At 40.1% G+C, this 25,922-nt stretch carries 26 protein-coding genes and 1 riboswitch; of the genes, 4 read left to right on the top strand and 22 right to left on the bottom strand.

What is annotated here, in order from left to right; genetic code table 11:
- Positions 1-54: 54 nt before the first annotated feature.
- The 19 genes from CUU64_RS20085 to CUU64_RS19995 form a co-directional block, all read right to left on the bottom strand.
- Positions 55-921 carry a M50 family metallopeptidase gene (locus tag CUU64_RS20085; RefSeq protein WP_101635440.1) on the bottom strand — a complete coding sequence of 289 codons (867 nt, stop codon included), beginning with the start codon at positions 919-921 and terminating at the stop codon, positions 55-57.
- Positions 914-1,672 (bottom strand): M23 family metallopeptidase, encoded by a 759-nt coding sequence (locus CUU64_RS20080; RefSeq protein WP_101635439.1) that lies wholly within the window; start codon positions 1,670-1,672, stop codon positions 914-916. Before CUU64_RS20080 ends, CUU64_RS20085 begins: the two co-directional genes overlap by 8 nt.
- A gap of 791 nt (positions 1,673-2,463) precedes the next feature.
- Positions 2,464-3,267 carry a septum site-determining protein MinD gene (gene minD / locus CUU64_RS20075; RefSeq protein WP_101635438.1) on the bottom strand — a complete coding sequence of 268 codons (804 nt, stop codon included), beginning with the start codon at positions 3,265-3,267 and terminating at the stop codon, positions 2,464-2,466.
- Between the two features lie 2 nt (positions 3,268-3,269).
- Positions 3,270-3,953: a septum site-determining protein MinC gene (minC, locus tag CUU64_RS20070; RefSeq protein ID WP_101635437.1), complete on the bottom strand. Its 684-nt coding sequence runs from the start codon at positions 3,951-3,953 to the stop codon at positions 3,270-3,272.
- Between the two features lie 97 nt (positions 3,954-4,050).
- Positions 4,051-4,569 (bottom strand): rod shape-determining protein MreD, encoded by a 519-nt coding sequence (gene mreD / locus CUU64_RS20065; RefSeq protein ID WP_101635436.1) that lies wholly within the window; start codon positions 4,567-4,569, stop codon positions 4,051-4,053.
- Complete coding sequence (gene mreC, locus CUU64_RS20060; protein ID WP_101635435.1) at positions 4,566-5,450, bottom strand: rod shape-determining protein MreC; 885 nt, start codon at positions 5,448-5,450, stop codon at positions 4,566-4,568. The genes mreD and mreC overlap by 4 nt, the downstream gene beginning before the upstream one ends.
- 165 nt (positions 5,451-5,615) lie before the next feature.
- Positions 5,616-6,635 (bottom strand): rod shape-determining protein, encoded by a 1,020-nt coding sequence (locus CUU64_RS20055; RefSeq protein WP_101635434.1) that lies wholly within the window; start codon positions 6,633-6,635, stop codon positions 5,616-5,618.
- Between the two features lie 145 nt (positions 6,636-6,780).
- Entirely contained in the window at positions 6,781-7,467 is a 687-nt protein-coding gene (radC, locus tag CUU64_RS20050; protein ID WP_101635433.1) for a RadC family protein, read from the bottom strand.
- Positions 7,457-8,104, bottom strand: a complete 648-nt coding sequence (locus CUU64_RS20045; protein WP_101635432.1) for a Maf family protein — start codon at positions 8,102-8,104, stop codon at positions 7,457-7,459. Before CUU64_RS20045 ends, radC begins: the two co-directional genes overlap by 11 nt.
- A 291-nt stretch (positions 8,105-8,395) precedes the next feature.
- Complete coding sequence (locus CUU64_RS20040; RefSeq protein WP_142383663.1) at positions 8,396-9,409, bottom strand: hypothetical protein; 1,014 nt, start codon at positions 9,407-9,409, stop codon at positions 8,396-8,398.
- 94 nt (positions 9,410-9,503) lie between these two features.
- Entirely contained in the window at positions 9,504-10,451 is a 948-nt protein-coding gene (locus CUU64_RS20035) for a LysM peptidoglycan-binding domain-containing protein (protein ID WP_180954689.1), read from the bottom strand.
- A 77-nt stretch (positions 10,452-10,528) separates the two neighbouring features.
- Positions 10,529-11,125, bottom strand: a complete 597-nt coding sequence (locus CUU64_RS20030) for an RNA-binding protein (protein WP_101635429.1) — start codon at positions 11,123-11,125, stop codon at positions 10,529-10,531.
- 9 nt (positions 11,126-11,134) lie between these two features.
- Positions 11,135-12,103 carry a type IV pilus biogenesis protein PilM gene (pilM, locus tag CUU64_RS20025; RefSeq protein WP_101635428.1) on the bottom strand — a complete coding sequence of 323 codons (969 nt, stop codon included), beginning with the start codon at positions 12,101-12,103 and terminating at the stop codon, positions 11,135-11,137.
- Positions 12,104-12,116: 13 nt separating this feature from the next.
- On the bottom strand, positions 12,117-12,872 hold the full coding sequence (locus CUU64_RS20020) for a prepilin peptidase (RefSeq protein WP_101635427.1): 756 nt from the start codon (positions 12,870-12,872) through the stop codon (positions 12,117-12,119).
- Between the two features lie 121 nt (positions 12,873-12,993).
- Entirely contained in the window at positions 12,994-13,485 is a 492-nt protein-coding gene (locus CUU64_RS20015; protein ID WP_101635426.1) for a type II secretion system protein, read from the bottom strand.
- Between the two features lie 140 nt (positions 13,486-13,625).
- A riboswitch (cyclic di-GMP riboswitch) is annotated at positions 13,626-13,709 on the bottom strand.
- Positions 13,710-13,775: 66 nt separating this feature from the next.
- A complete protein-coding gene (locus CUU64_RS20010) occupies positions 13,776-14,984 on the bottom strand; it encodes a type II secretion system F family protein (RefSeq protein ID WP_101635425.1) in 1,209 nt (402 codons plus the stop codon).
- Entirely contained in the window at positions 14,984-16,024 is a 1,041-nt protein-coding gene (locus CUU64_RS20005) for a type IV pilus twitching motility protein PilT (protein ID WP_101635424.1), read from the bottom strand. Before CUU64_RS20005 ends, CUU64_RS20010 begins: the two co-directional genes overlap by 1 nt.
- An 11-nt stretch (positions 16,025-16,035) precedes the next feature.
- The gene (locus CUU64_RS20000) at positions 16,036-17,682 is read right to left on the bottom strand and encodes a GspE/PulE family protein (RefSeq protein WP_101635423.1); all 1,647 of its coding nucleotides are present in this window, start codon (positions 17,680-17,682) and stop codon (positions 16,036-16,038) included.
- 56 nt (positions 17,683-17,738) lie between these two features.
- The gene (locus CUU64_RS19995; protein ID WP_101635422.1) at positions 17,739-18,551 is read right to left on the bottom strand and encodes a PulJ/GspJ family protein; all 813 of its coding nucleotides are present in this window, start codon (positions 18,549-18,551) and stop codon (positions 17,739-17,741) included.
- A 90-nt stretch (positions 18,552-18,641) separates the two neighbouring features.
- Here CUU64_RS19995 and CUU64_RS19990 point away from each other — a divergent pair, with 90 nt between their 5' ends.
- Both CUU64_RS19990 and CUU64_RS19985 read left to right on the top strand, forming a co-directional pair.
- Positions 18,642-19,121 carry a type II secretion system protein gene (locus tag CUU64_RS19990; protein ID WP_180954688.1) on the top strand — a complete coding sequence of 160 codons (480 nt, stop codon included), beginning with the start codon at positions 18,642-18,644 and terminating at the stop codon, positions 19,119-19,121.
- A gap of 18 nt (positions 19,122-19,139) precedes the next feature.
- Positions 19,140-20,084, top strand: coding sequence for a type II secretion system protein (locus CUU64_RS19985; RefSeq protein WP_101635420.1), 945 nt, complete (start codon positions 19,140-19,142; stop codon positions 20,082-20,084).
- Positions 20,085-20,127: 43 nt separating this feature from the next.
- On the opposite strand, the gene CUU64_RS19980 is transcribed toward CUU64_RS19985, so the two are convergent.
- The 3 genes from CUU64_RS19980 to CUU64_RS19970 all read right to left on the bottom strand — a co-directional run bounded on the left by CUU64_RS19980 (position 20,128) and on the right by CUU64_RS19970 (position 23,943).
- Positions 20,128-21,462 carry a VanW family protein gene (locus tag CUU64_RS19980; RefSeq protein WP_101635419.1) on the bottom strand — a complete coding sequence of 445 codons (1,335 nt, stop codon included), beginning with the start codon at positions 21,460-21,462 and terminating at the stop codon, positions 20,128-20,130.
- 13 nt (positions 21,463-21,475) lie between these two features.
- Positions 21,476-22,468, bottom strand: a complete 993-nt coding sequence (locus CUU64_RS19975; protein WP_101635418.1) for a hypothetical protein — start codon at positions 22,466-22,468, stop codon at positions 21,476-21,478.
- Positions 22,469-22,626: 158 nt separating this feature from the next.
- Positions 22,627-23,943, bottom strand: a complete 1,317-nt coding sequence (locus CUU64_RS19970) for a bifunctional folylpolyglutamate synthase/dihydrofolate synthase (protein WP_101635417.1) — start codon at positions 23,941-23,943, stop codon at positions 22,627-22,629.
- A 99-nt stretch (positions 23,944-24,042) separates the two neighbouring features.
- Between CUU64_RS19970 and CUU64_RS19965 the strand changes: the two genes are divergently transcribed.
- Positions 24,043-24,954: an ATP-grasp domain-containing protein gene (locus tag CUU64_RS19965; protein WP_101635416.1), complete on the top strand. Its 912-nt coding sequence runs from the start codon at positions 24,043-24,045 to the stop codon at positions 24,952-24,954.
- Entirely contained in the window at positions 24,951-25,805 is an 855-nt protein-coding gene (locus CUU64_RS19960; protein ID WP_101635415.1) for an ATP-grasp domain-containing protein, read from the top strand. Before CUU64_RS19965 ends, CUU64_RS19960 begins: the two co-directional genes overlap by 4 nt.
- Positions 25,806-25,922: the final 117 nt, after the last annotated feature.

The raw sequence follows: 25,922 nt of genomic DNA, 5'->3' as shown, positions 1-25,922 counted from the left end.
CTTCTTGAACCAGGCCAGTTTCAAAAGCCTTTGTTTGAAGAAAGGATAACATACTTAATAAGAATATAATAGGTCGCCAATTTTAACATTGGTCATTTTATCTGAGAAATACGCGTGTAGAACCTCATTCTCATCAAGAGAACCGCGTTCCTTTCCGTCTTTAAGAATAATGACAGGGTGTTTGCAGCCCCGCTGAAATTTTTCGAGCACTTTATGGATTTGCTCGCTTTCCTCCACCCTTATAGGCTTAAGAACCGATAAATCACTATTCCTTCCATAGTGCCGTTCGAGCAAAAATCGAATAAACGCATAATAACGCTGTTTCCACTCAATTCCAAGGGAAAAAGCTATAAAACCCGAGATAATCCACAGGTTCAGGTTGTATGGCTGGATCATGTTTATCATTGCCAGAAACATCAGGGCAAAAGCAGTTGATAATAATAATGTCAAACGGTGTGCGTCGATAAAGGACCGAAATAAGGAAAAACCAAGAAATAATAATTTACCGCCATCAAGCGGCCAAATTGGCAGCAAATTAAAGCCTAGTACAGCTAAATTTAAATAGAGAAACTGTTGGTACAATTCAGATGGAACATATGATAACGAAAATAGTACGTAGGCCAGGCCAATGAGCCAAAGATGCTGGATCGGTCCGGCGAGAATGACCAGGAAATCCTCCCTTAGCGACTTGTTGCCATATTCCTCCGTTTCCACCGTTCCCCCAAAAGGCAGGAGTGAAATCGACTTTATTCTCCATTTAAAATAATGTGCGGCAACCGCATGGCCCAGCTCATGAATAAGAACGGTGAAAATCAACATCAGCACAGCCATAAAATGAGCAGTAAGGACGGCTAATCCTATCACAATCCAAAGCGTGGGATGCATGCGAATTTTCATAAAAAGCTGGAGATATTCACTCAAATGGTATCACCTTTTTTGGGTCGATAAATGAATCACCTTTTTTTATCGCTAGGTAGAACGTTCCTTTTGTTCCATCTTCACTCTTTTTCACTTTTCCAATTTCCCTGCCTTTAGTAACTGATTGATATAGTTTCACATCAACTGACGCAAGCTGCCCATACCATGACTCACTCTTATCTCCATGCTGTATTACAATAGTTTTGCCGAGGCCCTCCTTGCTTCCGGCGAAAATGACAACACCTTGATTCATTGCTTCCACTTTGGCCTCAGCTCCTGTTTCAAGAATAATGCCTTCCCCGTTGCTTTCAAAGCTTTCGGTGATTTTTGCAGTAGCAGGCAATGCATATTCAATGTCCAGCTCTTCGTCAGCGCCTTGCGGTATTGTGTCCTCTGGCAAAAAAGCAATAGGCTTTCCGAACTTTTCTTCATACCAATTAGAAACTGATGCAAACTGGAATTCCGTAGTCATAGCGTCCTCTACGTAGCTCCTTGCTTTATCCAACTTTGGAGATGGGTGTTTAAACATGACAGCTATCAACAAAAATAAGCATAAGGCAGCCATCGCTTTAAAATAAAAATATTCTTTTTTAAACAACGGATGATCCTTTTCTGAGGTACCTTCATACGCAGTGGATTCAAAGCCATAACGTTCTTCATTCTCAACCAGCATCCATGGATCATTCATCCGTTTATTGTTCTGTTTTCGTCGTTTGGCAATCCGGTTTTGAATTTCTTTCCTTCGGTCCTTCATAGAGAAATCTACCCCCTGCTTTCTTTCACAGCGCTTTGTAAAAGATATGAAGGCCTTGTCCGAACTATGACTGGCAATGAATCGGGTAGGGAACTTTTCCATGGATTGCTTTGGAGAGGAACTTTAGAAGTCGGTGTGCGGTTGCTAGGTGATTGGGAGCTGGAATATAGTTTCTAAATCCCTAGGCTTTGTAATTTGGTGTGATTTTTAACTTTGTTGCGATATTTTACATTTTGTTGAGAAACTACAACCTTTCGTTGCGAAATTTATAGGCTTTGTTGCGTTTTTTTGATTTTGTAGTGAAATTTCTGGTCTTTGTTGCGAAGTCTTAACTTAGAGCTAAAATTTATAACTCTTTATCAGGTGTTATCCTTTTTGAAGTGCGTCAAGACCAATCGAGTAGATGGTTCCCATTTCCGGTAGATGAAAAATTTAATGATTGAAGTAGTCGTGTAACTGTATACTTTGAGGAAATGCCAAGATATTCTCCATTAAATCTTCCTCAACTTCACTGCGTTTCGAACGATTTATCGGCAGCCTTCGTAATAATGCTTCGTCGCTTAGAATACTTAATGGGATTGTTCTAAACTGCGAAATCAATAATTCCTCACTCCCCTTTTATATAAAAATTGAAGTTCTACAAGCTTCAGTAATATCCTTTATTTTTCAACTTTTTTCGTCAAATCTCCGCTTTCGCAACCAAATCCTCTTTTTTGCAACAATGCCGCAATCAACATTCTTTTTTCGTAACTAAAAAAGAGTGCATCCCAACGGATCCACTCAAGTAAAAATTATCTGGAGCCAAACAGCGCCTTTATTTTTGCTACAAAACCTTTTGGCTGCTCCTCTAAAGGCTGGAGCGGCACAGATTCTCCCAAAATTCTGCGGGCGATGTTCCGGTATGCGATGGACGCTCGGTTATTTGGATCAAGCGCTATGGGTTCCCCCTGGTTGGAAGCCTTGATAACCTGGTCATCATCGGCAACGATGCCAATTAGGTCAACAGAAAGGTGGGCCGTGATTTCATCGATATCAAGCATTTCCCCACTTTTCAACATGTGGTTCCGGATCCGGTTAATGACCAGCATTGGCGGCTCGATGTTTTCCTCTTTTTCAAGCAGACCGATGATCCGGTCCGCATCCCTGACTGCGGATGTTTCCGGAGTAGTTACCACGATCGCTTTGTTGGCACCAGCCACTGCATTTTTGTAGCCTTGTTCAATGCCAGCGGGACAATCAATGATTACATAGTCATAATCCTGTTTTAATTCCTCAACCAACTTCTTCATCTGCTCTGGATTAACAGCGGATTTATCGCTTGTTTGGGCCGCGGGAAGCAAGTATAACAAGCCATCGAACCTTTTGTCTTTCACAAGGGCCTGGTGGATTTTGCAGCGTCCCTCCACTACGTCAACCAAGTCATAAATGATTCGGTTTTCCAGGCCCATCACTACGTCTAAATTTCTCAGGCCGATATCTGTATCAACTAAGCATACCTTTTTACCGAGAAGGGCTAATGATGTTCCCAAATTGGCAGAAGTAGTCGTCTTTCCTACTCCGCCCTTGCCGGATGTAATAACAATTGCTTCTCCCACGATTAGAGTCCCCCTTCTAATCTATTCAAATTAGGTCTATGTTTCTTTAATACTTGCAATTTATCAATAACGACATGCCCGTTATCATCAATGTAGGCACATTCCATATCATGCCCTTCCTCTGCGTAGCCATCTGGGGCCCGGCTCACGATTCCACAGATCCTTAATTGGGCAGGCTTCATCACCGATGCGGCAATGATCGATTCTTCATTGCCCCCTGTACCTGCGTGGGCAATCCCTTTTAAAATACCCATCACGTAGATATTGCCTCCCGCGATGACAGTGCCACCAGGATTAACATCTCCTATGAGCAACAAATCGCCTGGAACCTCCAAAACCTGGCCAGATCTGACCATTTTAGCGACTGTTGCCATCTGGTTTTCTTCGATCCATTGCCTTGCTTCTTCTTTAGTCACGACATTAGAATGTATCTCGTCGACAACCAATTTCTTTTTTTGGCGGATAACATCTCTGATCTTTTCTTTTTGTTCCTCTGATAAATATCGGTTTCCTGTATGTACTTTAACCGCGATTAAAGGATCGTTCTCTTGAAATCGGTAGTTGGCAGAAAGCTTTGTATCCAGCTCATTCAACAATTCGAAAAAGGAGCATGAGTCGTCGAGATGCAATGTTAGCCCGTCTTTTGTGCCCTTAATCATTATATTCTGTTGTGATTTTTTATTCATGACGACTGATTCACCTCTGGTGATAATATAATTCGACATTGCCTAACAAATTTCCTTTTTCTCATGCTCGAAAAAGAGAAGCTGTTTGTACCAACTGTTAAATAGAATCCATCTTTGTTTCGTATTTCTCCACCAGCTGTCTCAAAGGGAACGCACAGAGGATAATGAAGGAGAAATTAAGCAACAGGGTTGGTAACAGCCTGATTTTAGCAAACTCTGGATATTCCATATCAGCGAAATGAATAAGGACATTTATCTGAAAATCAGCCACTTCCAAGAGACCGACGAATAAAGTAGCAACAAAGATTGTAACGAGTAAATTGGACTGCAGCACCTTCATCGTTTTTGAAAGAAGATAGGCAAGCGTCGGAAGCAAGAATGTATAGATTCCTAAAATTTCCGTATAGACTACATCATAACAAATCCCTAGTACTAAGGCATATAAAACACCCGTCCTCTTTGAACCATATATGGTCAGGAATGTAATAAATACCATAATAAAACGGGGGACATAAATGTGGTCGCCGCCGAACAGCCCGCCGGAAAATAAATTGGCAAAAATGCTTTCAAAGATAAAGAAAAGCAAAGCAGTAACAGGAAGAATGAAGCGGCTCACTGACCTTCATCCCCCTCCTGCCCCGCAGACTGTTCTTCGTCAGCAGCCTGGATGTCACGCTTAACGACCATCACGTTTCTAATATCATAAAAATCTGTTGCAGGCTTGATATAAGCTGTTTGATTTAAGCCATACTGGTCTATTTTCACATCCACAACCTTCCCAACGACAAGCCCTCTTGGAAAGATACCGCCATATCCGGATGTAATGACATTTGAATTCTTTTGGACTTTTTTATCAAAAGGAATGCGTTTTAAAAGGATTAGCTGCGTCTTCTGATCATAACCTTCGATCACACCATACGCATCTTCATTTCCCTGAATGATCGCCGAAATGCGGTTCTTCGGATCCATCGAGCTTAACAGCTGGACGGAGGATGTGAATTTATTGCTACTCTTGACTTTACCAATAAGGCCACCGGATGTTTCGACCGCCATGTTTGGCTTGACACCGTGCAGGGTTCCCTTGTTGATAGTGATCACTTCATGCCAACGGGATGGATTACGCCCAATTACAGTCGCCTGGATGTGGGAAGATTTTCTGAGGTTATCATTTTCTTTTCCGAGGATTTTGCGCATATCCTCATTTTCCTTCTTCAGATCCTGAACCTCCGTTTTTAATTTCACGTATTCATCCAGCCGGGATTTCAATTTCTTATTCTCCTCATATGTATGCTGAAGATCGCTAAGATTACGGGCAAACCCCGTTACGGTTGAAACCGGTTTATGGAAAACATTTTGGAACCACCCTGCCGTATCCTTTAAAAATTGTTCAGGCCATGACAGCTGTTCCCTCTCTCTTAACGAAAATCCAATCAATGCCACGAGAACGATAATACTTGCCAGCAATAATATTAATCTTTTATTTAAAAACTGTGGCATGGTTTACACCTCTATTATTCCGGACTTGCCGAATCGAACCAACCCGCATTTTCAGAAAAAAAATTGAACACACAGATAAACGGGAATGCCCCTTTGATGGAATCATTAACACCCAAAGGAGTCCCGTTTTAGGTTAGAGCACGGCTTTTTTCTTTTTCAAAGTTTTTATCTCATGTGCCTTGCTTTGTTCTTGAATAAATGGATATGCTCCAGGGCTTTGCCTGTACCAATGGCAACACAATCAAGCGGATTTTCCGCGATAAGGACAGGCATTTTCGTTTCTTCGCTAATCACCTTGTCCAAATTGCGCAGCAAAGCACCGCCGCCTGTCAGCACGATTCCCCTGTCCATGATATCCGCAGCAAGTTCTGGCGGAGTTTTTTCCAATGTATTCTTGACTGAGTCTACTATTGCATAGACAGTATCATGCAGCGCTTTAGCAATTTCTTCTGCCGTGATTTCAATTGTTTTCGGTAGCCCTGTCAAAAGATCACGTCCGCGGATTTCCATATTATCGATGCCTTCAGGGTCCCCGGCTGAACCGATCTCGACCTTAATATTTTCTGCTGTTCGGTCGCCAATCATCAGATTATAATTCTTGCGGATATAGCTGATGATCGCATCATCCATTTCATCACCGGCGATGCGAATGGATTGGCTTGTCACAATTCCTCCGAGGGAGATGATCGCCACTTCTGTTGTTCCGCCGCCGATATCAACTACCATGCTTCCTGTAGGCTCCCAAACTGGCAGGTTGGCACCGATTGCCGCGGCAAATGGTTCTTCAATCGTGTAAGCATCGCGGGCTCCAGCTTGCCTTGTCGCATCGATAACAGCACGCTCTTCAACAGCCGTGATCCCGGATGGCACACAAACCATCACATACGGTTTACGGGCGAAAACACCTTTATTCTGCGCTTGTTTCATATAGTATTTCATCATAGTTGCGGTTGTATCGTAATCGGCGATGACTCCATCTTTCATCGGGCGTAGCGCCACTACATTACCAGGTGTACGACCGATCATATTCTTTGCGTCATTGCCTACAGCGACAATGCTTTTCGTATCAGTCTGGTAGGCTACTACAGAAGGTTCCCTTACTGCAATGCCTTTCCCTTTTACATAAACGAGCGTATTAGCTGTTCCTAAATCTATTCCAACATCTCTTGTACCAATTCCTAACATTAGGTATCTCCCTTTCATCCACAATTGCTTTATAGTAAGGATTCAATTTAAAGGTTTAGTGATTTTAACAAAAAGAAGGTTATTAAACATTTCCCCTCAAAAATCATAAACAATATTATATCGTATCGTCAAAGATTTTGATAGTCTAGAGATAACCTTTTTCCTTTAGGCTCACATACTTTTGCTCACCGATAATAACATGGTCCAAAAGATCTATTCCGATTATTTTTCCGCATTCAGCCAATCTTTTTGTTACTTCGATATCTTCTCTGCTTGGAGTAGGGTCACCGGAGGGGTGGTTATGAAGACATATTATAGAGGCAGCCGACCGGCGGAAGGCTTCTTTAAATACTTCCCGGGGATGAACGATGGAGGCATTCAAACTGCCGATAAATATAGTCTGTTTATGAAGCACTTGATTTTTTGTATTTAAGTAAATGCAAACAAAATGCTCTTGTGACAAAAAGCGCATTTCATCCATGCAATAGTTCGCACAATCTTCGGGGGAACGAATGACATACCGGTCGTTGTAGCTCAGACTGCTAATCCGTCTGCCAAGCTCGACAGATGCAAGGATCTGGATTGCCTTAGCTTCTCCTATTCCCTTGATTGCTGTTATTTCTTCAATGGAGGCGTCCTTTAACAGCCTCAATCCCTCAAATGCCCTGATTAGTCTGTTTGCCAGTTGAATTACAGATTCATCCTTCGTACCTGTCCGCAGCAGCAGCGCCAGAAGCTCCTGGGTAGAAAGGCTCTTTGGTCCATCCTGTAAAAAGCGTTCCCTTGGCCTTTCCTCTTTAGGGAAATCACGAATTAACATTTTACTGCTCATAGTTGCATCCTTCCTCTCTTACTTTAATTATGGGAAGAATGACCTTAGGAAAGATGGCATACTCTCTTACAACATTTGAATTTTTGAAGGCTTTTAATTCACGCGCCAGCCTGGATACCGGAAGACCTACCACCGAAAAGTAATCGCCTGAAATCCCTTTCACAAGCAGGGACCCGTATCCCTGGATTCCATAGCTGCCCGCCTTGTCAAATGGTTCGCCTGTGTCGAGGTAGGCTTCAATCTCTTCCTCAGACAGCTCCCAAAAGGTTACTTCCGTCTTTTGAGCAAAAACTTTTCGCCCTTCACCCTGGATAATCGCAACACCAGTGTATACATGATGTGTCCTTCCTGATAGAATCCGCAGCATTTTTTTCGCATCTTCCCTGTCGACAGGTTTTCCTAAAATCCTGCCTTCAACAGCTACAACTGTATCCGCACCAATCACGCAATCGCCAGGATATGTTAAGGCAGCTGCCATAGCCTTTCGCTCAGCCAGTTCTTTAACCGCCTTTTCGGCATCCAGCTGTGGATCAATACTTTCATCCGTATTCGTATGGATTGTTTCAAAAGGAATCTGGAGAAATTGGAGAAGTTCTTTACGCCGTGGTGATGAAGAAGCTAATATCAAAGATTTCATACGTTCACCTTACCTTACTAAAAGCAGTTTGGGAGATACCATTTCTATCGTAACAGATTATAGGACAACTAACAATCATTCATAAAGAAAACGAATGGGTAACCCTGATAGGGCTTACAGAATGAAAAAATCCATACTTTCTATCTAAAAACATCTTTTCCACAATTAAAAAGGAGTATGAATTCCACATAGTTATGATAAGCAAAAATGCCTCATTACATGCTCATTCATATTCCTTTATCCGACGATGGTCGAGGTTATTTCCCGGAAAATAGGACAGCAACTGACAGTTTACTCACTTTTTATCATCTGATAACTTTTCAAAAAAGCCAGCAGCTGCTCCTGGGCTGAAAGTAGTTTTTCTTGATCTTTTGAAGTCTGGCCATCGCTAAGCAATTCTGCCGCTGCCGTTAGCTGTTTTTTCATGGTTGAAATATTTCGGGATGATTTTCCCTTTGTTTTTTCATCAACAGCCGACAATTGTTCCTGGAGCTTTTTTTGGTCGACGCGGAATTGCGGACTGTTCAAAAGTCCTGAGGTGGTCTGAGATAAGAAACTATAAAGGGAAGAAAGTTCCTTTATTGTTTCATTTTGCCCTTCATTAATCGAAGGGGAAAATGATACTTCCTTCCAAAAAAAAGCTAGCTGTTTTTGTTTATAAAAGGATGCTAACGCTTTACTGTCCTCCAAACTTCCTGCCGTTCCTGAGAAAATATAAAACTTACCGTTTAGTTGAAAAATTTCCGCTGGAATCCCTTTTTGCTTGATGCTTAACTGCAGCTGTTTGGCACTAACTTCTGTACTAAACACACCCCCCTGTACTAAAAATGCCGTAAGGGGGGAAGGGATGGATTTTTCCTTTTTCTCTTCAGGAGCCGAGGGTTTATTAGCTGGTGCAGCCGATATGGGAGCAGTCTGTCTCGGCACGGTATTTCCTTCACTTGCTGTGATGGTCTTTAGTATGATGAAACCAAGGCATGTCCCTATCAGGATTGCACAAAGTATTGCAATAATAGGCATTTTTAATGCATGGATCTTTGTTTCAGCTTTGCTTTTCTGCTTCCCGCCAAACGTATATATATCTGCTTTCCCTTTCTTGTTGAAAGCAGCTGCATTAAATTCCTCAATATGATATTCGTCTTTTGTATCAGGCAGAACCCAATCAAAGCTTTCTTCTTCCGGCTTTTCTGCTGCCGCAGCGATTTGGTTCTCCGGAAGCGGCCTGTCGCTCTCCAGTTCTTCAAACGACTTCTCCTGTCCGTTGATTTTGATTGTGATCTTCTTCCGGTTACCGGACTTGTCCATCTCACAGACTCCCTTCACCATCATTTTCCCCATCCTATCATACAGGCCAAAAAAAATAACAAGACTTTTGTCGTCCTGTTATCAATAGGTTTCGTCAAAATTTGCCGTCGACAGGTACAGGTATTTCAATTTGCATTCCAGATTGAAGCGAGTCCAAATTATTCCACGTCTTAATCAAAGTTTCCCCTTTACGGTTGTTGTAATATTCTACAGATAGCTTAAAGAGTGTATCGCCTGGAATAACCTCATATATATACACTTTATATTTTTTATTGTTTTTCTCAACGATCCGGCTTTCTTCTTTACTATTAACAGCCGCATTGTCTTGTTGATCTTCCAGCGATGGAATGGAGGCCTCTGAATGATAAAATGGATTCAATTTTTTACTTGGTTCCGGAACGTCATATTTAGGGAGCTGCTTTTTCAAGTCATCAAGCCTAGGATAGTAAAAAGTAGAGACTGTCATATTGTAGAGGAGATTATCAGGTGGTTCTGACACCTGTCTCAATTCCCTATTGCCTGAAAACGCAATACTTTCCACCTTGGTTATCCTAGGGAGTTCTTCAACCGCCTTTATAAATGCCTCTAATTGAAAATAATCCGAAGCTTCGACAACCATTGTAGCAGTCACTTTTTTGATTCCAGGAGGCAGTTTTGCATCAGTAATTGCTTCTGTATTATCGTATATTGCACCTGTTTTCGTGCTGTCACTTAGAGTTCTAGTATTTTCCATAGAGCTGGACTTGGATGCAGGATTATCTCCTGTTTCTCCTTCCGTACCTGACTTAGATCCATCGTTTTCACTAAAAGAAATACTTCTGATCAAGCTTCCAGAGGCGGCTTCCGCTGATTCCAAATGCAAAAGGAACTGATCAACCAATGAGCTTACGGGCAATCTTTTTTGAAGTTCCGCAGATTTCTTAACTATATCCTCGCTACCAGAATCTGTGGCACTTGATGATTGATTTATTAGTTCTTCTTCATTAACAATAGAAGTTTGCAGCGTTTCAATGTTCTCATTAAGCGGCTTTATATTATACATGTAAAAGTACCCTCCGCCAACTGCCACAAGAAAACACAAAGATAACACAAATATAATCGTTAATTTTCGGGTAGGCATCATTGTGTCACCTTCCCTTCAAGTTCCCCTTTTTTTAACGCTTTTTTATCAATAATCAGGCTATACTGGGCGATATACCTGGGCAGGACATTCTCAGTTTTAGCTTCCGTTTCCTCAAGTGTCTCTGTTTTAATGTCCAGCAGTGTAGCTTGATTGATCAAATTAGAATCTGAAAGGCTTTTTAAAAAATAAGCTGCCTGCCTGGAGGAATCAAACTGGACAGAAAGCTGCACTTCACCGTTGTCTGTAAAAGAAAACGTTAAAATAAACCCTCTTTCCGGGAGCATAGAAGTAATGCTTCTAACTAATAAAAAAGTAGAAACAGAACTTTCTTCAGCCCACTTAATAGCTGTTTCAAGCTCATCTACTACATGGGAGCTGTTATTTTCCGCTGATTTAGTTTGCTGTATTTCTCTTAGTTTTTTTGAATAAGCTAGATGTTTTTCCAAATTATCTTTTTCTTGTATCTTCTGTTCGTAGATACTCCATGCGTAAGCGCCAAAAGCAAAAAGGACAACTAATAAAAGCGAGATGATTAATATCAATGGTAATTTTCTTTTTTCTTTTTCAGGCAATAAGTTGATATCTACATGCATTTTTGGCACCTACTTTAATGCTAGTCCAATACATTCTGCGTACACAGCAGGTATGTTGATTCCTTTTTTGGTTTGGAACAAAGGCTTGAGCAAAGGTTGAATGTCGATCTGAAACGCAGCATCAATGCGTTCATGAAATAATTCCATGCAAGGATGGTCACCTGATAATAAAATCTTGGTAACTTGATGCTTTCCCTTCGTGATGTTGAAATTATAATAGTTTATAAAACGCTCAATTTCTGTCGTAATATCACTGGCTTCACCCATTAAGCGATCAAACTCACCTTTCCAGGTAAAATACTCCGAACCGCTTCTGTTTTTTTCCGTTTCATACTCTTGATCTGTAAATGAAAGACTAAATTGATGAAGTATGATTGGCTTATATTTGTGGAAGACGGATAGAAGCATCGAATTCAGCCCAATTTGAATCATTAGCAAGTGTTCGTCTTCCTGTGCCACATTTAAATGATAGTAAGTTCGATATAGAGATAATAACGACAAATCTGCAACAACCGGTTTTAGGGATACTTCTTTAAATAGGCTAGAAAATTCTTTCACTATTGATTCCTTTGAAGCAATTAGAAGAACTTCCTTCCGCTCACCGTTTTCCCTTAACGGTACCCCCTCAATAATTGGGTCTTCAAAAGGCAAATGAATGCTTTCGCCAAGTTCCATATACAAATAACCGGTAATTTCTTCATCCAATAGTTCTAGTGGAACCTCCACCTTTCTTATGATGACAAACGAATCAGGGACACAAAAAGAAATTTTACATCCTTTCAGCTTATGCTGATCCACTATTTCTTCAAGAATCATTGTGAGAGTTTCATGTTCTTTTATTTGCCCATCTTCAACCACACCCTTGGGCAGGCACCTTTGCCCATAAGCAAGAAATGAACGGTCTTTCCCACTTTCTAAAAAGTGAATATATCGATCTTTCATGACAATGTGTAACTGGCGTTTACTGCTTTTAAACATTCAATTGCACCACCTAAAAATTAAACACATCAAAATAGAAAATCATGATGAAATTACCGTAAAAGTAGGACACAAGTGCCCCTATAGCAATAAACGGCCCAAACGGAATTGGCTGGCTTCTCCGCAGTTTTCCTAGACCCATACCCAGTATGCCGTACAAAGCACCAATCAACGTAGAAATAAAAAACGCCAGGATGGTCAGCTTTAACCCTAATACCAGGCCAATCACAAAAAACAGCTTGATGTCACCGCCACCCATGCCTCCCTTGCTTAAAATAGCAATTAGATAAAGAAGCCCAAAGCCAATGAAAGCGCCGGCAAACATATCCCACCACGGATTCAATGGAACCAACATCCTCTCGACCAGGATGACAGGGATAAAAAACAAAAGCACCTTATCAGGGATAATCATATAGACAATATCTGAAACAAAAATAATGACCAAAAGCGAAATAAATGTTAACGCTACTGCCAATTCACCCGTCAGCCCGAACCAGTAGAACGCATGTAAAAACAGTAGTCCTGTCACTAATTCTACTATCGGGTAAATCATTGATATTTTATTGCCACAGCACCTGGATTTCCCCCGAAGCAACAAATATGAAAGAACAGGAATCAAATCCACCGCACCTAAAGTCCTGTGACAAGTGGCGCAGTGGGAACGCGGGCGGACTATCGACACATTTTCCGGCACCCGTAATCCCACCACATTATAAAACGAGCCAAGAACAGCTCCGAGAATAAACAGGTATGTATATATATAAACCATATCAGCAGGTTCCTTTTCGTTCTATTAAACATAGTATACAAGACTTGTAGGGAGGTTGAATATAGATAAAAAAAGAACTCCTTCAGTAAGGAGTATTGATTGTCGTTGATGTTATTTTCTATTATTTTACATCTTCTCTTGTAATTTCCGTATATAGAACAGGATTAGAGTTTGACCCTATATCATATTTCGCTCCGTCTAAAAAAACTTTATATGTAATCCTATTGTTTGTATCCTTTACAACTTCGACATAGCCATCCGTATAAGCTGCCTTATTTGAAGAGTCAGGATCGATTAAACTTTCTAGATATCCCCCTTCAACTAATTGTTCGAAGTTATAACCGTTTTTAGGTGATATTGAAGCATTATTAACGGTAGCTTGACTGCCTTCAAACACAGTGGACTGATTAAGTTGATCTGCTTGAGCTAATCGTGCAGCTGCAACCAATTGCTCCGCATTCGCAATATGCGCATCCTTCTTGCTATTATCAATAATTTTCCCAATACTAGGAACAGCAATCGCTGCAATAATGCCCAAAATAACTATTACTGCAAGCAGCTCAACCAGGGTCAATCCCCTTTGATTCTTAAGAATTTCTTTAAAACGTTTCATCAAATTCTCTCCTCGCGTCTTTTATGTGTCACTTTAACAAACAAAATAAGTGCTTTTCTAACCGTCTAGTATTCTAGGATCGAAACCAGTTGACATAAAAAACGCCAAATTTCACATTTAAAGTCTAGGCTGACTTAAACATAAAAATTGGCGGGTTGCACTACTAACTCCTGGTCATTCAAGTGCCCAGATACAAATGACCTATCATCGTTTCCAATTATGTATATTATGTTGCTATTGTAATAGAGAAATGTTAATTTTACCATGTAATTTATGTGAATATTTTACTATTAGTTAATTGTTTCAAATATGCTAAACATCGGTACAGCAATGGCTCCCACTATACCACCGACAACAAAAGCAAGGAAGACAATCATCATTGGCTCTATCAAAGATTTTATTTGGTCCGTTGAATTGTCTACCTCCATTTCATAAAAGTCCGCCACTCTATCAAGCATAGAGTCCAACGTCCCTGATTTTTCCCCGATTGCGATCATTTGGGTGACCATGGGAGGAAACGCCCAGTGAATTTCCATGGGAACTGCCATTGACTGGCCTTTTTCAATGGAAGTTCTTGCTTCCCTTAAGACTTTCGACAGCACTTCGTTCCCTAATATCCTTTCTACAATCATAATTGACTGTAAAATTGGCACAGAACTAGAAAAAAGGGAACTGAGGGTTCTGGTCATCCGTGCAATTTGAGCCTTTTGAAGCAGGCTGCCGAACAATGGTAACTTTAAAAGTACATAGTCTAAAAAATATTTGGTTTTGCGGTTTGATATTAGCAGATAAACGCCGATGTACACAGCTATCGCTAATAATAGGAATACCCACCAATAGGAACCGAAAAAGCTTCCAAGACTCATTACGATTCTAGTGATTAATGGCAGCTCGCCTCCAAAAGTGGCGAACATGCCGGCAAATGCCGGCACAACGGTCGAGAGCAGAAAAATTACGATAACGATAGAAATGATGCCCACCGTGGCAGGATACATCATCGCAGACTTTACTTTTTGTCTTGTTCGATATTGTTTTTCAAAGTAGACGGCCATTCGTTCCAAAATTTCATCCAGGTTTCCGCCTGCTTCACCGGCACGTACCATATTAGTGAATAACGGCGGGAAAGCACCGTTTTGTTCTTCCGCTGCATCAGAGTAAGGTTTTCCTTCTTCAAGATTCTGCACTACTGCTGCCAAAGTTTTTTTGAGCACCTTGCTGGAGGTTTGCTGTGCCAATATTTTCGTGGCCTCCACAATAGGAACCCCAGCTTTCAATAGTGTGGAAAATTGGCGAAGATAGATGATGAAGTCTTTATTTTTAACCTTTTTTCCACCCAATGAAATTTCTTTATATAAAATTCCGTTGAGTTCATTGATGGATATGACTGAAACACCTGATTCCCGTAGTCTCAGTACTGCTTCTTTGCGGTTTTCAGCCATAACTTTACCACTTTTTCTTTTACCTGTCTTATTCCTTCCCTGGTATTGAAAAACAGGCATTACCTAACACCTTCCTGAAGATATGATGCTGCAACCTGCTGGTCGATTATATTTGAATCTACCAAATCCCTGATAGACATTTCTAACGTCTGCATGCCCATTGACTTACTTGTCTGCATCACACTATGTATCTGATGAATTTTTTCATTTCGTATTAAATTCCGGATTGCTGAATTGTTTATCATAATTTCAATTGCTGCCGCGCGGCCATTTTTAGCGGTGGTGGGAAAAAGCCGCTGTGAAATAATTGAAGTTAATACGGAAGCGAGCTGGACCCGTACCTGCGGCTGCTGATTCGCCGGAAATACATCAATAATCCGATCAATGGTGGAAGGCGCATCGGTTGTATGCAGGGTACCCAACACGAGATGCCCGGTTTCAGCGGCTGTGATTGCCGTTGAAATCGTTTCTAAATCACGCATTTCGCCAACCAGGATGATATCCGGATCCTGGCGAAGGCATGCCCGTAAACCGTTTGCAAAATTTTGCGTATCAAACCCGACTTCACGTTGATCTATCACGCTTAACCTGTGTTTATGCAGATATTCAATCGGATCTTCCAAGGTAATGATATGCCGTTTCATGTTTTTATTAATATAATCGAGCATGGCTGCTAGTGTTGTAGATTTCCCGCTCCCGGTGGGGCCTGTGACCAAGACCAGGCCTTGTGGTTTCTCGGAAATGTGTTTTAGAATGTCCGGCAGATTAAGCCGCTCCAAAGTGGGGATTTCTGTCGGTACAACCCTTATTGCAAGACTAACACACGATCTTTGGTGGTAAGCATTTACTCTGAACCGTGAGACACTTGGTATTCCGTAAGAAAAGTCCAGTTCCCCTTTTTCTTTAAATGTCTGCCATAAGTTGTCCGGAATAATGGCCCTTGCCATTGCTTCGGTATCTTCCGGCTTTAAACTTTCCTTGCCATAATGTTTTAACTCACCATGTAATCTCATTATCGGCGGCACACCAACAGTTAAATGGATATCGGAAGTTCCCAATTCAAATGCCGCTGTCAAAATATAATCGAGTCTATCCTTCAAAAGAGTTCCTCCTAATCCTGTATCGCTACCCTTAAAACTTCTTCAACTGTGGTCATGCCGTTTTTAGCCTTTAACAAACCATCATCAAGCAAAAAAATCATGCCATTTCGCATAGTATATTGCTTTATTTCCTGAATCGACTTATTATTCATCATCATCGATTGGATTTTTTCATCTATATTTAATACTTCGTGTATGGCCATTCTGCCTCTGTAACCGGTATTTTGGCAGCTTGGGCATCCAGATCCTCTGTAAAGTATATCGACCTTTATACCACGCTTTTGAAATAGGTTTTTCTCCATTTCTGATGGTGTATATTCAACCATGCAGTCTTTACATACTTTTCTTATCAATCTTTGTGCCACCACTCCTGATAAAGCAGAAACGACCAAATAGGGCTCAACCTCCATATCTAGCAATCTTGGAATCGTTGTCAGTGCGCTGTTTGTGTGAAGAGTGCTAAACACGAAATGCCCTGTGAGGGATGCGCGTACAGCGATTTCTGCCGTTTCCTTATCACGGATTTCGCCAATCATTACAATGTTGGGATCTTGTCTTAGGATTGAGCGTAGCCCGCTGGCAAATGTTAAACCGATGGAGGGGTTCACCTGAACTTGATTTATTCCTTTCAGTTGATATTCCACAGGGTCTTCCACCGTTATGATGTTCACTTGTTCCTTATTTAAATGATTTAGTGCGCCATAGAGTGTGGATGTCTTTCCTGATCCGGTGGGTCCTGTAATTAAAACCATTCCTGATGGCCTTTCAATCAACCCGAAAAATGTTTGCAGATTCACTTTATTAAATCCAAGCTGTGTGAGATGTAACAAGACGTTTGATAAATCCAGGATACGAATAACTGCTTTCTCTCCATACACGGTCGGCAATAATGAGATTCGTAGATCTACCGGTATCGAGTTTATATCAAGCTTTATCCGTCCATCCTGTGGAAGCCGGGATTCAGTAATATTCATGTTTGCCATAATCTTGATCCGGGCGATGAGCAAGCTATATATATTCTTGGAAAGGATCCGCTCGGTCCGCAAAATTCCATCCACTCGATAGCGAACAAGGATTCTCGCCTCTTGTGGATCAATGTGAATATCACTGGCCTTCAACTGTATCCCCATCGCCAGTATCTGGTTCACAAGCCTTACAGCAGGTGCTTCTTCACTATCCAGATCAGCATCATTCAACGAATCTTCTTCAATTTCTTCAAACGTTTCAGCCATACTATAGTGTCTATGTAAAGCAGACAAAATTTCGTCCTTTGTCGCAATAACAGGAGAAATTTGCAACCCTGTTGATAAACGCATATCATCAAGAGCGATATAATCCATCGGATCATACATGGCAACCACAAGGTGATTGCCATCTCTTTTAATCGGCATTAACACATTGCGAAAGGCAAACTCTTTAGGAATTAAGTCCAATAAATTCGTATCCACAGGATACCTGTATAAGTTGATCTGGGGGATTCCAAGTTGGAATTCTAACACTTTTACCAGCTGCCGTTCGTTGATTAATCCCCTCTCGAGGAGTGCGTCGCCAAGCTTTTGCCCATCTTTTTTCAGCCTTAAAGAATCCTGAAGCTGGCTTTCCGAAATAATTCCTGCATCAACAAGTAAATCTCCAAGGAGTTTTCGTTTAATCGACATAGTTTTCACCTGTGTACTTCATAATATTTATCTTCGAATCTTGAGCTTTAATCATCTTACTCATCATCTTCCCTATCACCATCTTGGAAAAAATCTATTCCATCTTCATCATTCCGTTCCCAACCGTGATCGTGTTCATTTTGTTTATCATCATCTTTATCTTTATACTCTCCATCATCGTCTCTACCTTCGGTTTCATCTTCATCTTCACGTTCGTCTTTATCGCCTCTATCATCACGGTCTTCCTGGTTATCTTCATTATCACGATCTCTATCATTCTCTTCATTTTCACGATCTCTATCATTGTCTTCATCTTCACGTTCTTCATCACCATCACCAGGAATGGGCGGCTGGTTTGGCTGTTCAACTGGATCGGGGGTTTCGCTCTCTCCTTTCCCGGGGCTTGGTGTATTACCGTAGTTTCCAATGTTATCAATAGTAGTTTGCAGATCAAATCTATTACTATGATTGTCTATCAAAGTAAAATCAACTGTTAGAGGACTTGAGATATTAATATGTAAACATGAATTAGTATTTGTTAAAATCTTATGATCGTTCTCAAATGAAATATTGGCAAATTTGTAGCCCTCACTGGTTAATGGACTGGATTTATTTAGGTCTAGGTAAATCATTTCATCATTTTCATAGCATAACGAATAATTTTGTAAATGATGAAGCTGCCTGATTTGTGTTATGGCTATATTTGCTTCCTGCCGTAACAGATTATGGGATTGGGCTTTATTGTTTTGATTAAAACTAGCAGATAGTATCCCCCAGGAAATGCCAATAAGTAGACTTGAAATTGTGAGAGTTGCCAACAGTTCAATCAGGGTTAGTCCTTTTTCGTCACATATTCGCTTCCATTTCATTCTTATTCCCCAAATTTCTTCAATTTTTTTCCTAGACTAATTATATTATGTACTATAATGAATAAAAAGCTAAAAAGGTGATACAATTTGGTGAATTATTCAAAATCACGACTGTCGAACACGGGGTTTACTCTTATAGAGATCCTTGTTTCGATTACTATTTTAGGAATAGTCATAACAATTTTTTCTGCCGTTTTCTCCAATTCGGTCACTTTTTCTACTAAAACGGAGGATAAATTTTCGGCAGTTAATATTGCGGAAAGAATCCTCTATAATACTACAAATAATGAGTCTGTCATTAATTATCTAGTACATAATACAAACCAATCTTTTACAGGTATAGAGCGATTTTTGGGACTGCCAGAAGACCCTGACCATCCGAATTATTACTCCTATGAAATAAATAACAAAAGCTATTACCCAGACATTTCTGTTAGCCAGTCATTTAAGGAGAGAAACTTAAATCTATTTAAGGTTAAGGTGGAAATTTTAATGTTTGAGGGAACAGAGGAACCCCCCAAAAAAATCACGGAAGTATATGGGTACTTGAAAGCAGGGAGCAATGAATAGTTCATTGGGAGCATAAACATGAAATGGAATAATAATGAAAAAGGATATACCTTAATTATAGTACTACTTACCATCACACTAATAGGGGTTTTCTCAGTTACTTTGCTAACGAATGTTTTAAACAGCTCTGTACAGAATAGAAAAACCGAGGAAAAGATTCAATTAACGAACCTGACTGAAATGGGCACTATATATTACAGGACTCTTGTCGAAAGTATTGTTCCCACATTACCATCTGATACAGATGAAGCGATAGCGCTTTTGCATCAAGAACTACCAAATATGGATTCGCCGTCTACAAGAAATCCCACTTATTATTACAAAATCGAAACGGCGAATATAAAAAAAATTGGGAATAAGAAAATAGAGATTATTTATCGTAGCATTGGATTTGTAAGCGACTATAGGATGGAGAAAAGCGAAAAGATTACGCTTAGCAAGAATGGATCCGGGAGTTTTGACTTTGGAAATATAAATCCAAAAGGTGCTTCTTATCAACAAATAGACTGGAATAAAAGCCATTATCTAGACGATACATCATATAACAAAAATGTTAATTTCCTATCAGAAGTTAGAATCAACCCCACTGTAAATTTGGTGATTAATGGAAACATTGTTGCTAACCAAGGCCTCTATATGCCAAGCAACGGTCTTTTTAAAGTAAACGGCCATTTCTATTATAGAGGTGGGGATTTATTTTTAAACCAGGAATCAAGACTTGAAATTGCCGGTGATGCACTTTTTGAAACTGTTTCGCTTCAAGGAAACAGCATAAAAAATGGAGCGTCGATCTGTGTTCACGGAAAAATTCATAAGCCGGAAAATTTATTCCCTTTAACCGTGGAAAAAACTAGTGAAACCTCCTGTAAGCATTTAGGTGAGGGTGTGTGGGAACTAAATAAGAATTCAAATGGAGATGGTAATTCCTACTGGGAGATTATCGGTTCAACCTCTTTAGATTAGTAGCAGCAACAGGCTGACATTTGATTGTCAGCCTGTTGCTGCTTTATTCTCCGGATTTTTCAGAAAGATTACTTTCGTTTTCACTCCTATCGTTAGAATCAGCGATATCGTCCGCTTGTGACTTTTCCGACTCATTCGTCCCAGTGGTATCTTCAATGGCATTTCCACCATTTTCATTTGTAGCGGCAGCATCCTCAGGTTCCGCATCCGGTGGTTCCGCCAAAGCAGGAATCTCCTTTACAACCACTTCGTTCACCGGAAGGTAAATATCGTTAGAGACAAAAACAGAATCCTTGTTTACGCCATTTGAATCCGTTATTTCCCGGTAGATAGAGACAGAGACACCTTGCTTACCCGGATGATTGGCCGGTTTACTAACAAGAGTAATGTCCGGAACATATTGAATGATTTGCTTTGGTTTAAAGTATTTTTTATTTTGCAGGCGAATGTTATATGTTGTGGGCGTTTTATAACCAATAATATCTGTTTTTAGAAAGCCTTTCTTATCAGAGCTAAAATTGACAGTCAGGTCATAATCGTTTGGATTATATAAAATCAGATCCATGCTATTCTGTTTGATCTTTGCTTCAAAACCAGGTTCCATGCCTTCAGGAAGCTCCCTGCTTATATTCCTCTCTATGATTTGCAAATTCGTATTTAATATTGCCTTATATAGAGAGGAAGCTGACAATGTCAGAAACTCATCAGAAAAATCCAATTTAGCATTTCTTAAATATTCCAAAAAAGAGAAATTAGAATTTTCCTTGATTTTGATTTCCTTGGACTCCTGTAACCAGGCATCAAGGTACTCATGATCATCCACTTTTATCATCGAACTTGAAAGGACTTCTTGTTTTAAATGTGAGTCCTTTTTTAAAAAGTCTAGTAATCTAATCTCTATCTTTTCTTTCGGCAAGGTACCGGTTCGCCTCTTTATTTCCCTTTTCAACTTCTTGATGTCAATATTGGTTACCAACGTTTGGCTTGTATGCTTTTTAATTTGATCATCGATCAACTTTTCGTTAACAGAAACAAAAAGGGGATTTTCCATCCCGCTTGCTGCAGAAAAAACTGAATCATCAATTAAAAACGAAATTTGATTGTTAGGAACCTTAAGTTTTGTATCGGCAAACGTGAAGGCTATATCTGCATTGTTTCTCCAATCAGCAGCCGCTTTTTCTATTTTTTCTTTTGCCTCTTTTTTTGTAAGATTTTCAACATTTACCGAACCTATGTAAGTTTTGTCAGCAAACTTTTGATTAGATTGAAATACGGCATTTTGGGCCTCGGTTCCAAATTTAGAAAAAAGGCTGATAAAAAACGTTCCTGCTAAAATTAAAAGAAGGAATTTAAAATAGGAAGAAGTTGTATTCTTCATTTATCGAGTGCTCCTACTCATTCTTTTTCCTTTTATTCCGTAGATAAAGTTCTTCTAAATCTTCAAAAATACTGTTTATTTCTTCATTCGAATATTTATTGTGTGTTTTTGTTAGATTGGACTGTAAATCCTTTAAATCCATTCCGGTATCATGAAAGGCCTCATTTTGTTGTTCGTTGGCTTCGTCTGCTGATGAAAACGTCTTCTGATTTTCCTGAAAGCTCTCAAGGATTGTGAAGTCGTCAATGTTATGAGAAACCATCCTCCTCGACTCGATTAATAAATCTAAATCACCATCTTCCAATGAACTAGCTGTCTCTAATATATGCGCACTATAATATGGGTTTGGCTCTACTAAGTTCTCAGCGTCAATCGGCTTGTTTAATGCAGATAATCTGCTATCCATGTCAAATACATCTGTGATCTCATAGATATGTTCCAGATTAAGATTACAAGCATCTTGGTTTGAACTATGTATTTCTACCATTTTTTCTCGCTTTTCACCAATATTCATATCTTGATAGTCTTTCTTTTCCATACCGGTGCGCTCATTCATTGTTTCCTCATAAATTTCTGTTTCATTATCGCCCATTGAAGACATAGTGGACGTTAATTCTTCCACATACAAAGGATCTGACTTTATCCTCTTTGGAACGGAATAATATTCATCAATTGTTGTAGAAGACTTTGCTTTTTCCTCAAGTTCTTTAAGAGAATAAAACGGTTTCATCCTATCTTGGGAATCAAAATCAACAGTATCCTCTTCCAAACGAAACAATTGGAATCTTTTATAGAAAATGTATGTGAATAATAAAGCCAAAACGAGTTGAAATAAAGCGAGCTGCGATAAAGAAAACACGCTTCTGCCAAGTATTCCAATTAAACTTACGATTGTGCACGTAATTATGACTAGCATTTTTCCAGCACCCGTCAGGCCGATTGGAACGAGTAGTACAAGAAAAGAAACAAGAGCAACAGCAATTCCTGTTGTGATGATTAAAACCAAACCATTACCCCCACCATAATTTATGAAATATACTAGTTCAATAATATACTAATTTTAAACACAAGAAATGAACAATAAAGTAGAATCTATGAACTTGTCGATTGGCAGACGAGCGGTTGAAACCCTTTTTCATTTGAGAGATAATCATTGTTCCTTTTTCATTTGAATTTTCCCTCAAGCACAGCCTGTGCATAAGGCCTTGCAAGCGCCAAAAAATATAAGGAGCCCGTAATAATAAGAGCTTCGCTTTCCGACAGGTTTTTCATGGCTTCTTCGATGGCCATTTGCCAGTTTTTCATCCATTTTTTATGGCGGCTTTTACTCCATTCATAAAGCTCCTCGGCTTTTGCAGCGCGGGCATGGGGAATTTCTGTAAAGATAACCTCTTCGGCATTTTGATCCAGGAGCTGTATCATCTCTTGATAGTTTTTATCGTTTAGCGCCGTAAAAAGAAAGCGATATTTTTTTTCGGGAAAGGCGGAATGAAGTGTCTCCGTTAAAACGGAAATTCCCGCTGGGTTATGTGCACCGTCCAATATGATCAACGGACTTCTGGATAAGAGTTCAAAACGGGCCCTCCATGCTGCCCTGCACAGCCCTTTTCGCATGCTTTCTTCATTAATGGAAAAGTCGTCGCGTTCATTTATCAGCCTAATTGCCGTTAACGCGCATGAAGCATTTTCCGCCTGGTGCTTTCCTAGCATTGCTAGCCGGACATTTTCCAGAACATATTCGCCCATTCGAAACAAGAAGGCCTGTGAGGTGTCCTCGTTTTTCCTAGCCTCTACGGCAAACTCCCTACCAAGTTGAAATAGAGGGGCATTCTCTGATTCAGCCTTCAGTCGGATAACTTGTTCTGCCTGCGAGTTGTTCACACCGCTGATAATCGTCACTCCTTTCTTGACTATGCCGGCTTTTTCCCGCGCAATCATTTCGATGGAATTTCCCAGGATATTGGTATGCTCAAGGGAAATAGATGTAATGATGGACAAAATGGGGGTAACAACGTTCGTCGAATCAAGCCTGCCCCCAAGTCCCGCTTCAATTAAGGCAAGGTCAACATCGTTCCTTTTAAAAAAGATAAAAGCGATGGCTGTCAAAATTTCAAACTGTGTCGGCCCGTTTGATTCCTTGTCCATCAACTCAACAACCTCTTCAATTTGATTAAAAATTGAAATAAATTCCCGATCATGTATCATTTCTTTATTTATCATAAATTGTTCATTGATGCTTTCTAAATATGGGGAAGTAAAGGCACCTACGGATACACCGGCCTCAATTAGTATCTCTCTGATAAAATTCAATGTTGAGCCTTTGCCATTCGAGCCCGCTATATGAATAAATTTAAGGTTAAGATGGGGATTGCCAAGATAATCGAGAAGCTTTTCCATCCGGGACAAGCCAAAATCCATTCCTAGCTTCATCTGCCTCTGTATCAGGTATTGTTCTATTTCAGCCATCGTGGTTCTGTTCATGTGAAAGCCTCCAATCTTGCACTACTTCTTACTTTCTGTAAAGATTTATTTTACAATAGTTTTAACAATAAGTAACTATCTAAAGGAAGTGCAGCATAGATGGACAATTCGCAAAAAAGCTGTTGGATCATTGTAAACGGTTATTTGCAGCAAGAGAAATTTTCCGAACTAGCAATTTTTATAAAGGATGCGGCGGAGAGAAAGAATGTTAAAACGGCTATCGTCAGAAATACAGAATTGATGCCGGTTCTAGATAATGGCGTAGCCAGGTTAAAGGGCGAACAGGCAGAAAAACTTCCCGACTTTGTCGTTTATATGGATAAAGATATCCCTTTAGCCCGCCATTTAGAATTGATGGGGCTAAGCGTTTATAATAGCAGCGAAGCCATTGATATTTGCGATAGTAAAGCCAAGACCCACCATGCCCTCGCAAACCACGGTATACCAATGCCTAAAACCATTTTTCCTCCTTTTACATATGAAGGGATATCCCGGAATGATTTTAAGGCTTTCCGAAATATTGGTTCATATCTTGGATACCCTCTGGTGATAAAAGAAGCGTACGGCTCATTTGGCCAACAAGTATACCTTATTGAAAACGAAAGGACATTGATTGAAAAAGTAAGAGAAATTGCCCATTCACCTTTCATCCTCCAAGAGTTTGTCCAAAGCAGCAGGGGCAGGGACATTCGATTGAACGTTGTCGGGGGCAGGGTTGTCGCTTCGATGCTCCGTGTGTCCGAAAATGATTTTCGTGCTAATGTTTCGAACGGGGGAAAAACCTTGCCATATTCCCCGACTACAGAAGAAGCCGAACTGGCAATAAGGTGCGCAGATATACTTGGTGTCGATTTTGCAGGTATAGACCTGTTGTTTGGCGAAAATGGACCACTGCTATGTGAAGTGAACTCAAATTCCCATTTGTTAAATATCTACCATGCAACAGGAGTAAATATAGCAGATTATATGATGGATTATATCTTGCAGAAAGAGAAGGAAAAAACACAATGACTGAAGAGGGATGGCTAATTTATTCAAAGCAAGATGCCTCGCGAAATAAGTCTTATATTGACTGGATGATTAAAGAAGCCAGCCAAATGAATATAAAGCTTTTCCTGTTTTTCCGGGAAGATTTCACATTGGGACATGCTAACTCAAAGCTGGTCTTATTCCATCAAAGGAAAGATGTCCCCCTTCCATCATTTGCAATCGTAAGGACAATTGATCCTTTTTTTACAAGGCAACTAGAGCTTCTCGGTGTAAGATGCTTTAATTCTTCATGTGTCTCAGAAATATGCAATAACAAAGCGAAAACACATCAATTTATGGCCGGGCTTGGAATTCCAATGGCTGATACGCTATATGGCAGCTATGACCACTTCCGCCGGGAAGAAGTACTGCTTCCATATCCTTATGTAGCTAAAGAAGTTTCTGGCCGGGGCGGAAAACAGGTGTACCTAATTGAAAATCAAAATGACGAGCACTTGTTACAAGGATCGCCTGGCAAATGGATATTCCAAAAACCTGCCGTTTACGGCAAGGATGTACGCGTATTTGTGGTCGGCAGGAAAATCATTGCGTCTGTACTGAGAGAATCGGATACTGATTTTAAATCAAATTTCAGCTTAGGCGGCAATGCCTCACTTTATGAACTATCCAATAAACAAAAAGGCCTTGTAGAAACGATCATTCACACTGTGGATTTTGGCATGGTGGGCGTCGATTTTGTTTTTTCCGAAGATGGCAGCTTTTTGTTGAATGAGATTGAAGATGTTGTCGGGAGCCGGACGCTAAGTGTGCTGACAGATATAAACATTGTTAGGGAGTATCTGCGGTATATTAAGGGAGAATTAGTACAGTAATTTTCTTAATAGATTAATATTTTTGCTTATGTAATTGAAATTCTGCTATATATTTGGAATTTGATGGAACTTCAGTTTTCTCATATAATGCTTCGCTCATATATATGGATTTCCGCT

The organism is Bacillus sp. V5-8f, assembly GCF_002863565.1.
GTDB lineage: Bacteria > Bacillota > Bacilli > Bacillales > DSM-1321 > Peribacillus.
This window is presented reverse-complemented; position numbering and strand designations above follow the sequence as displayed.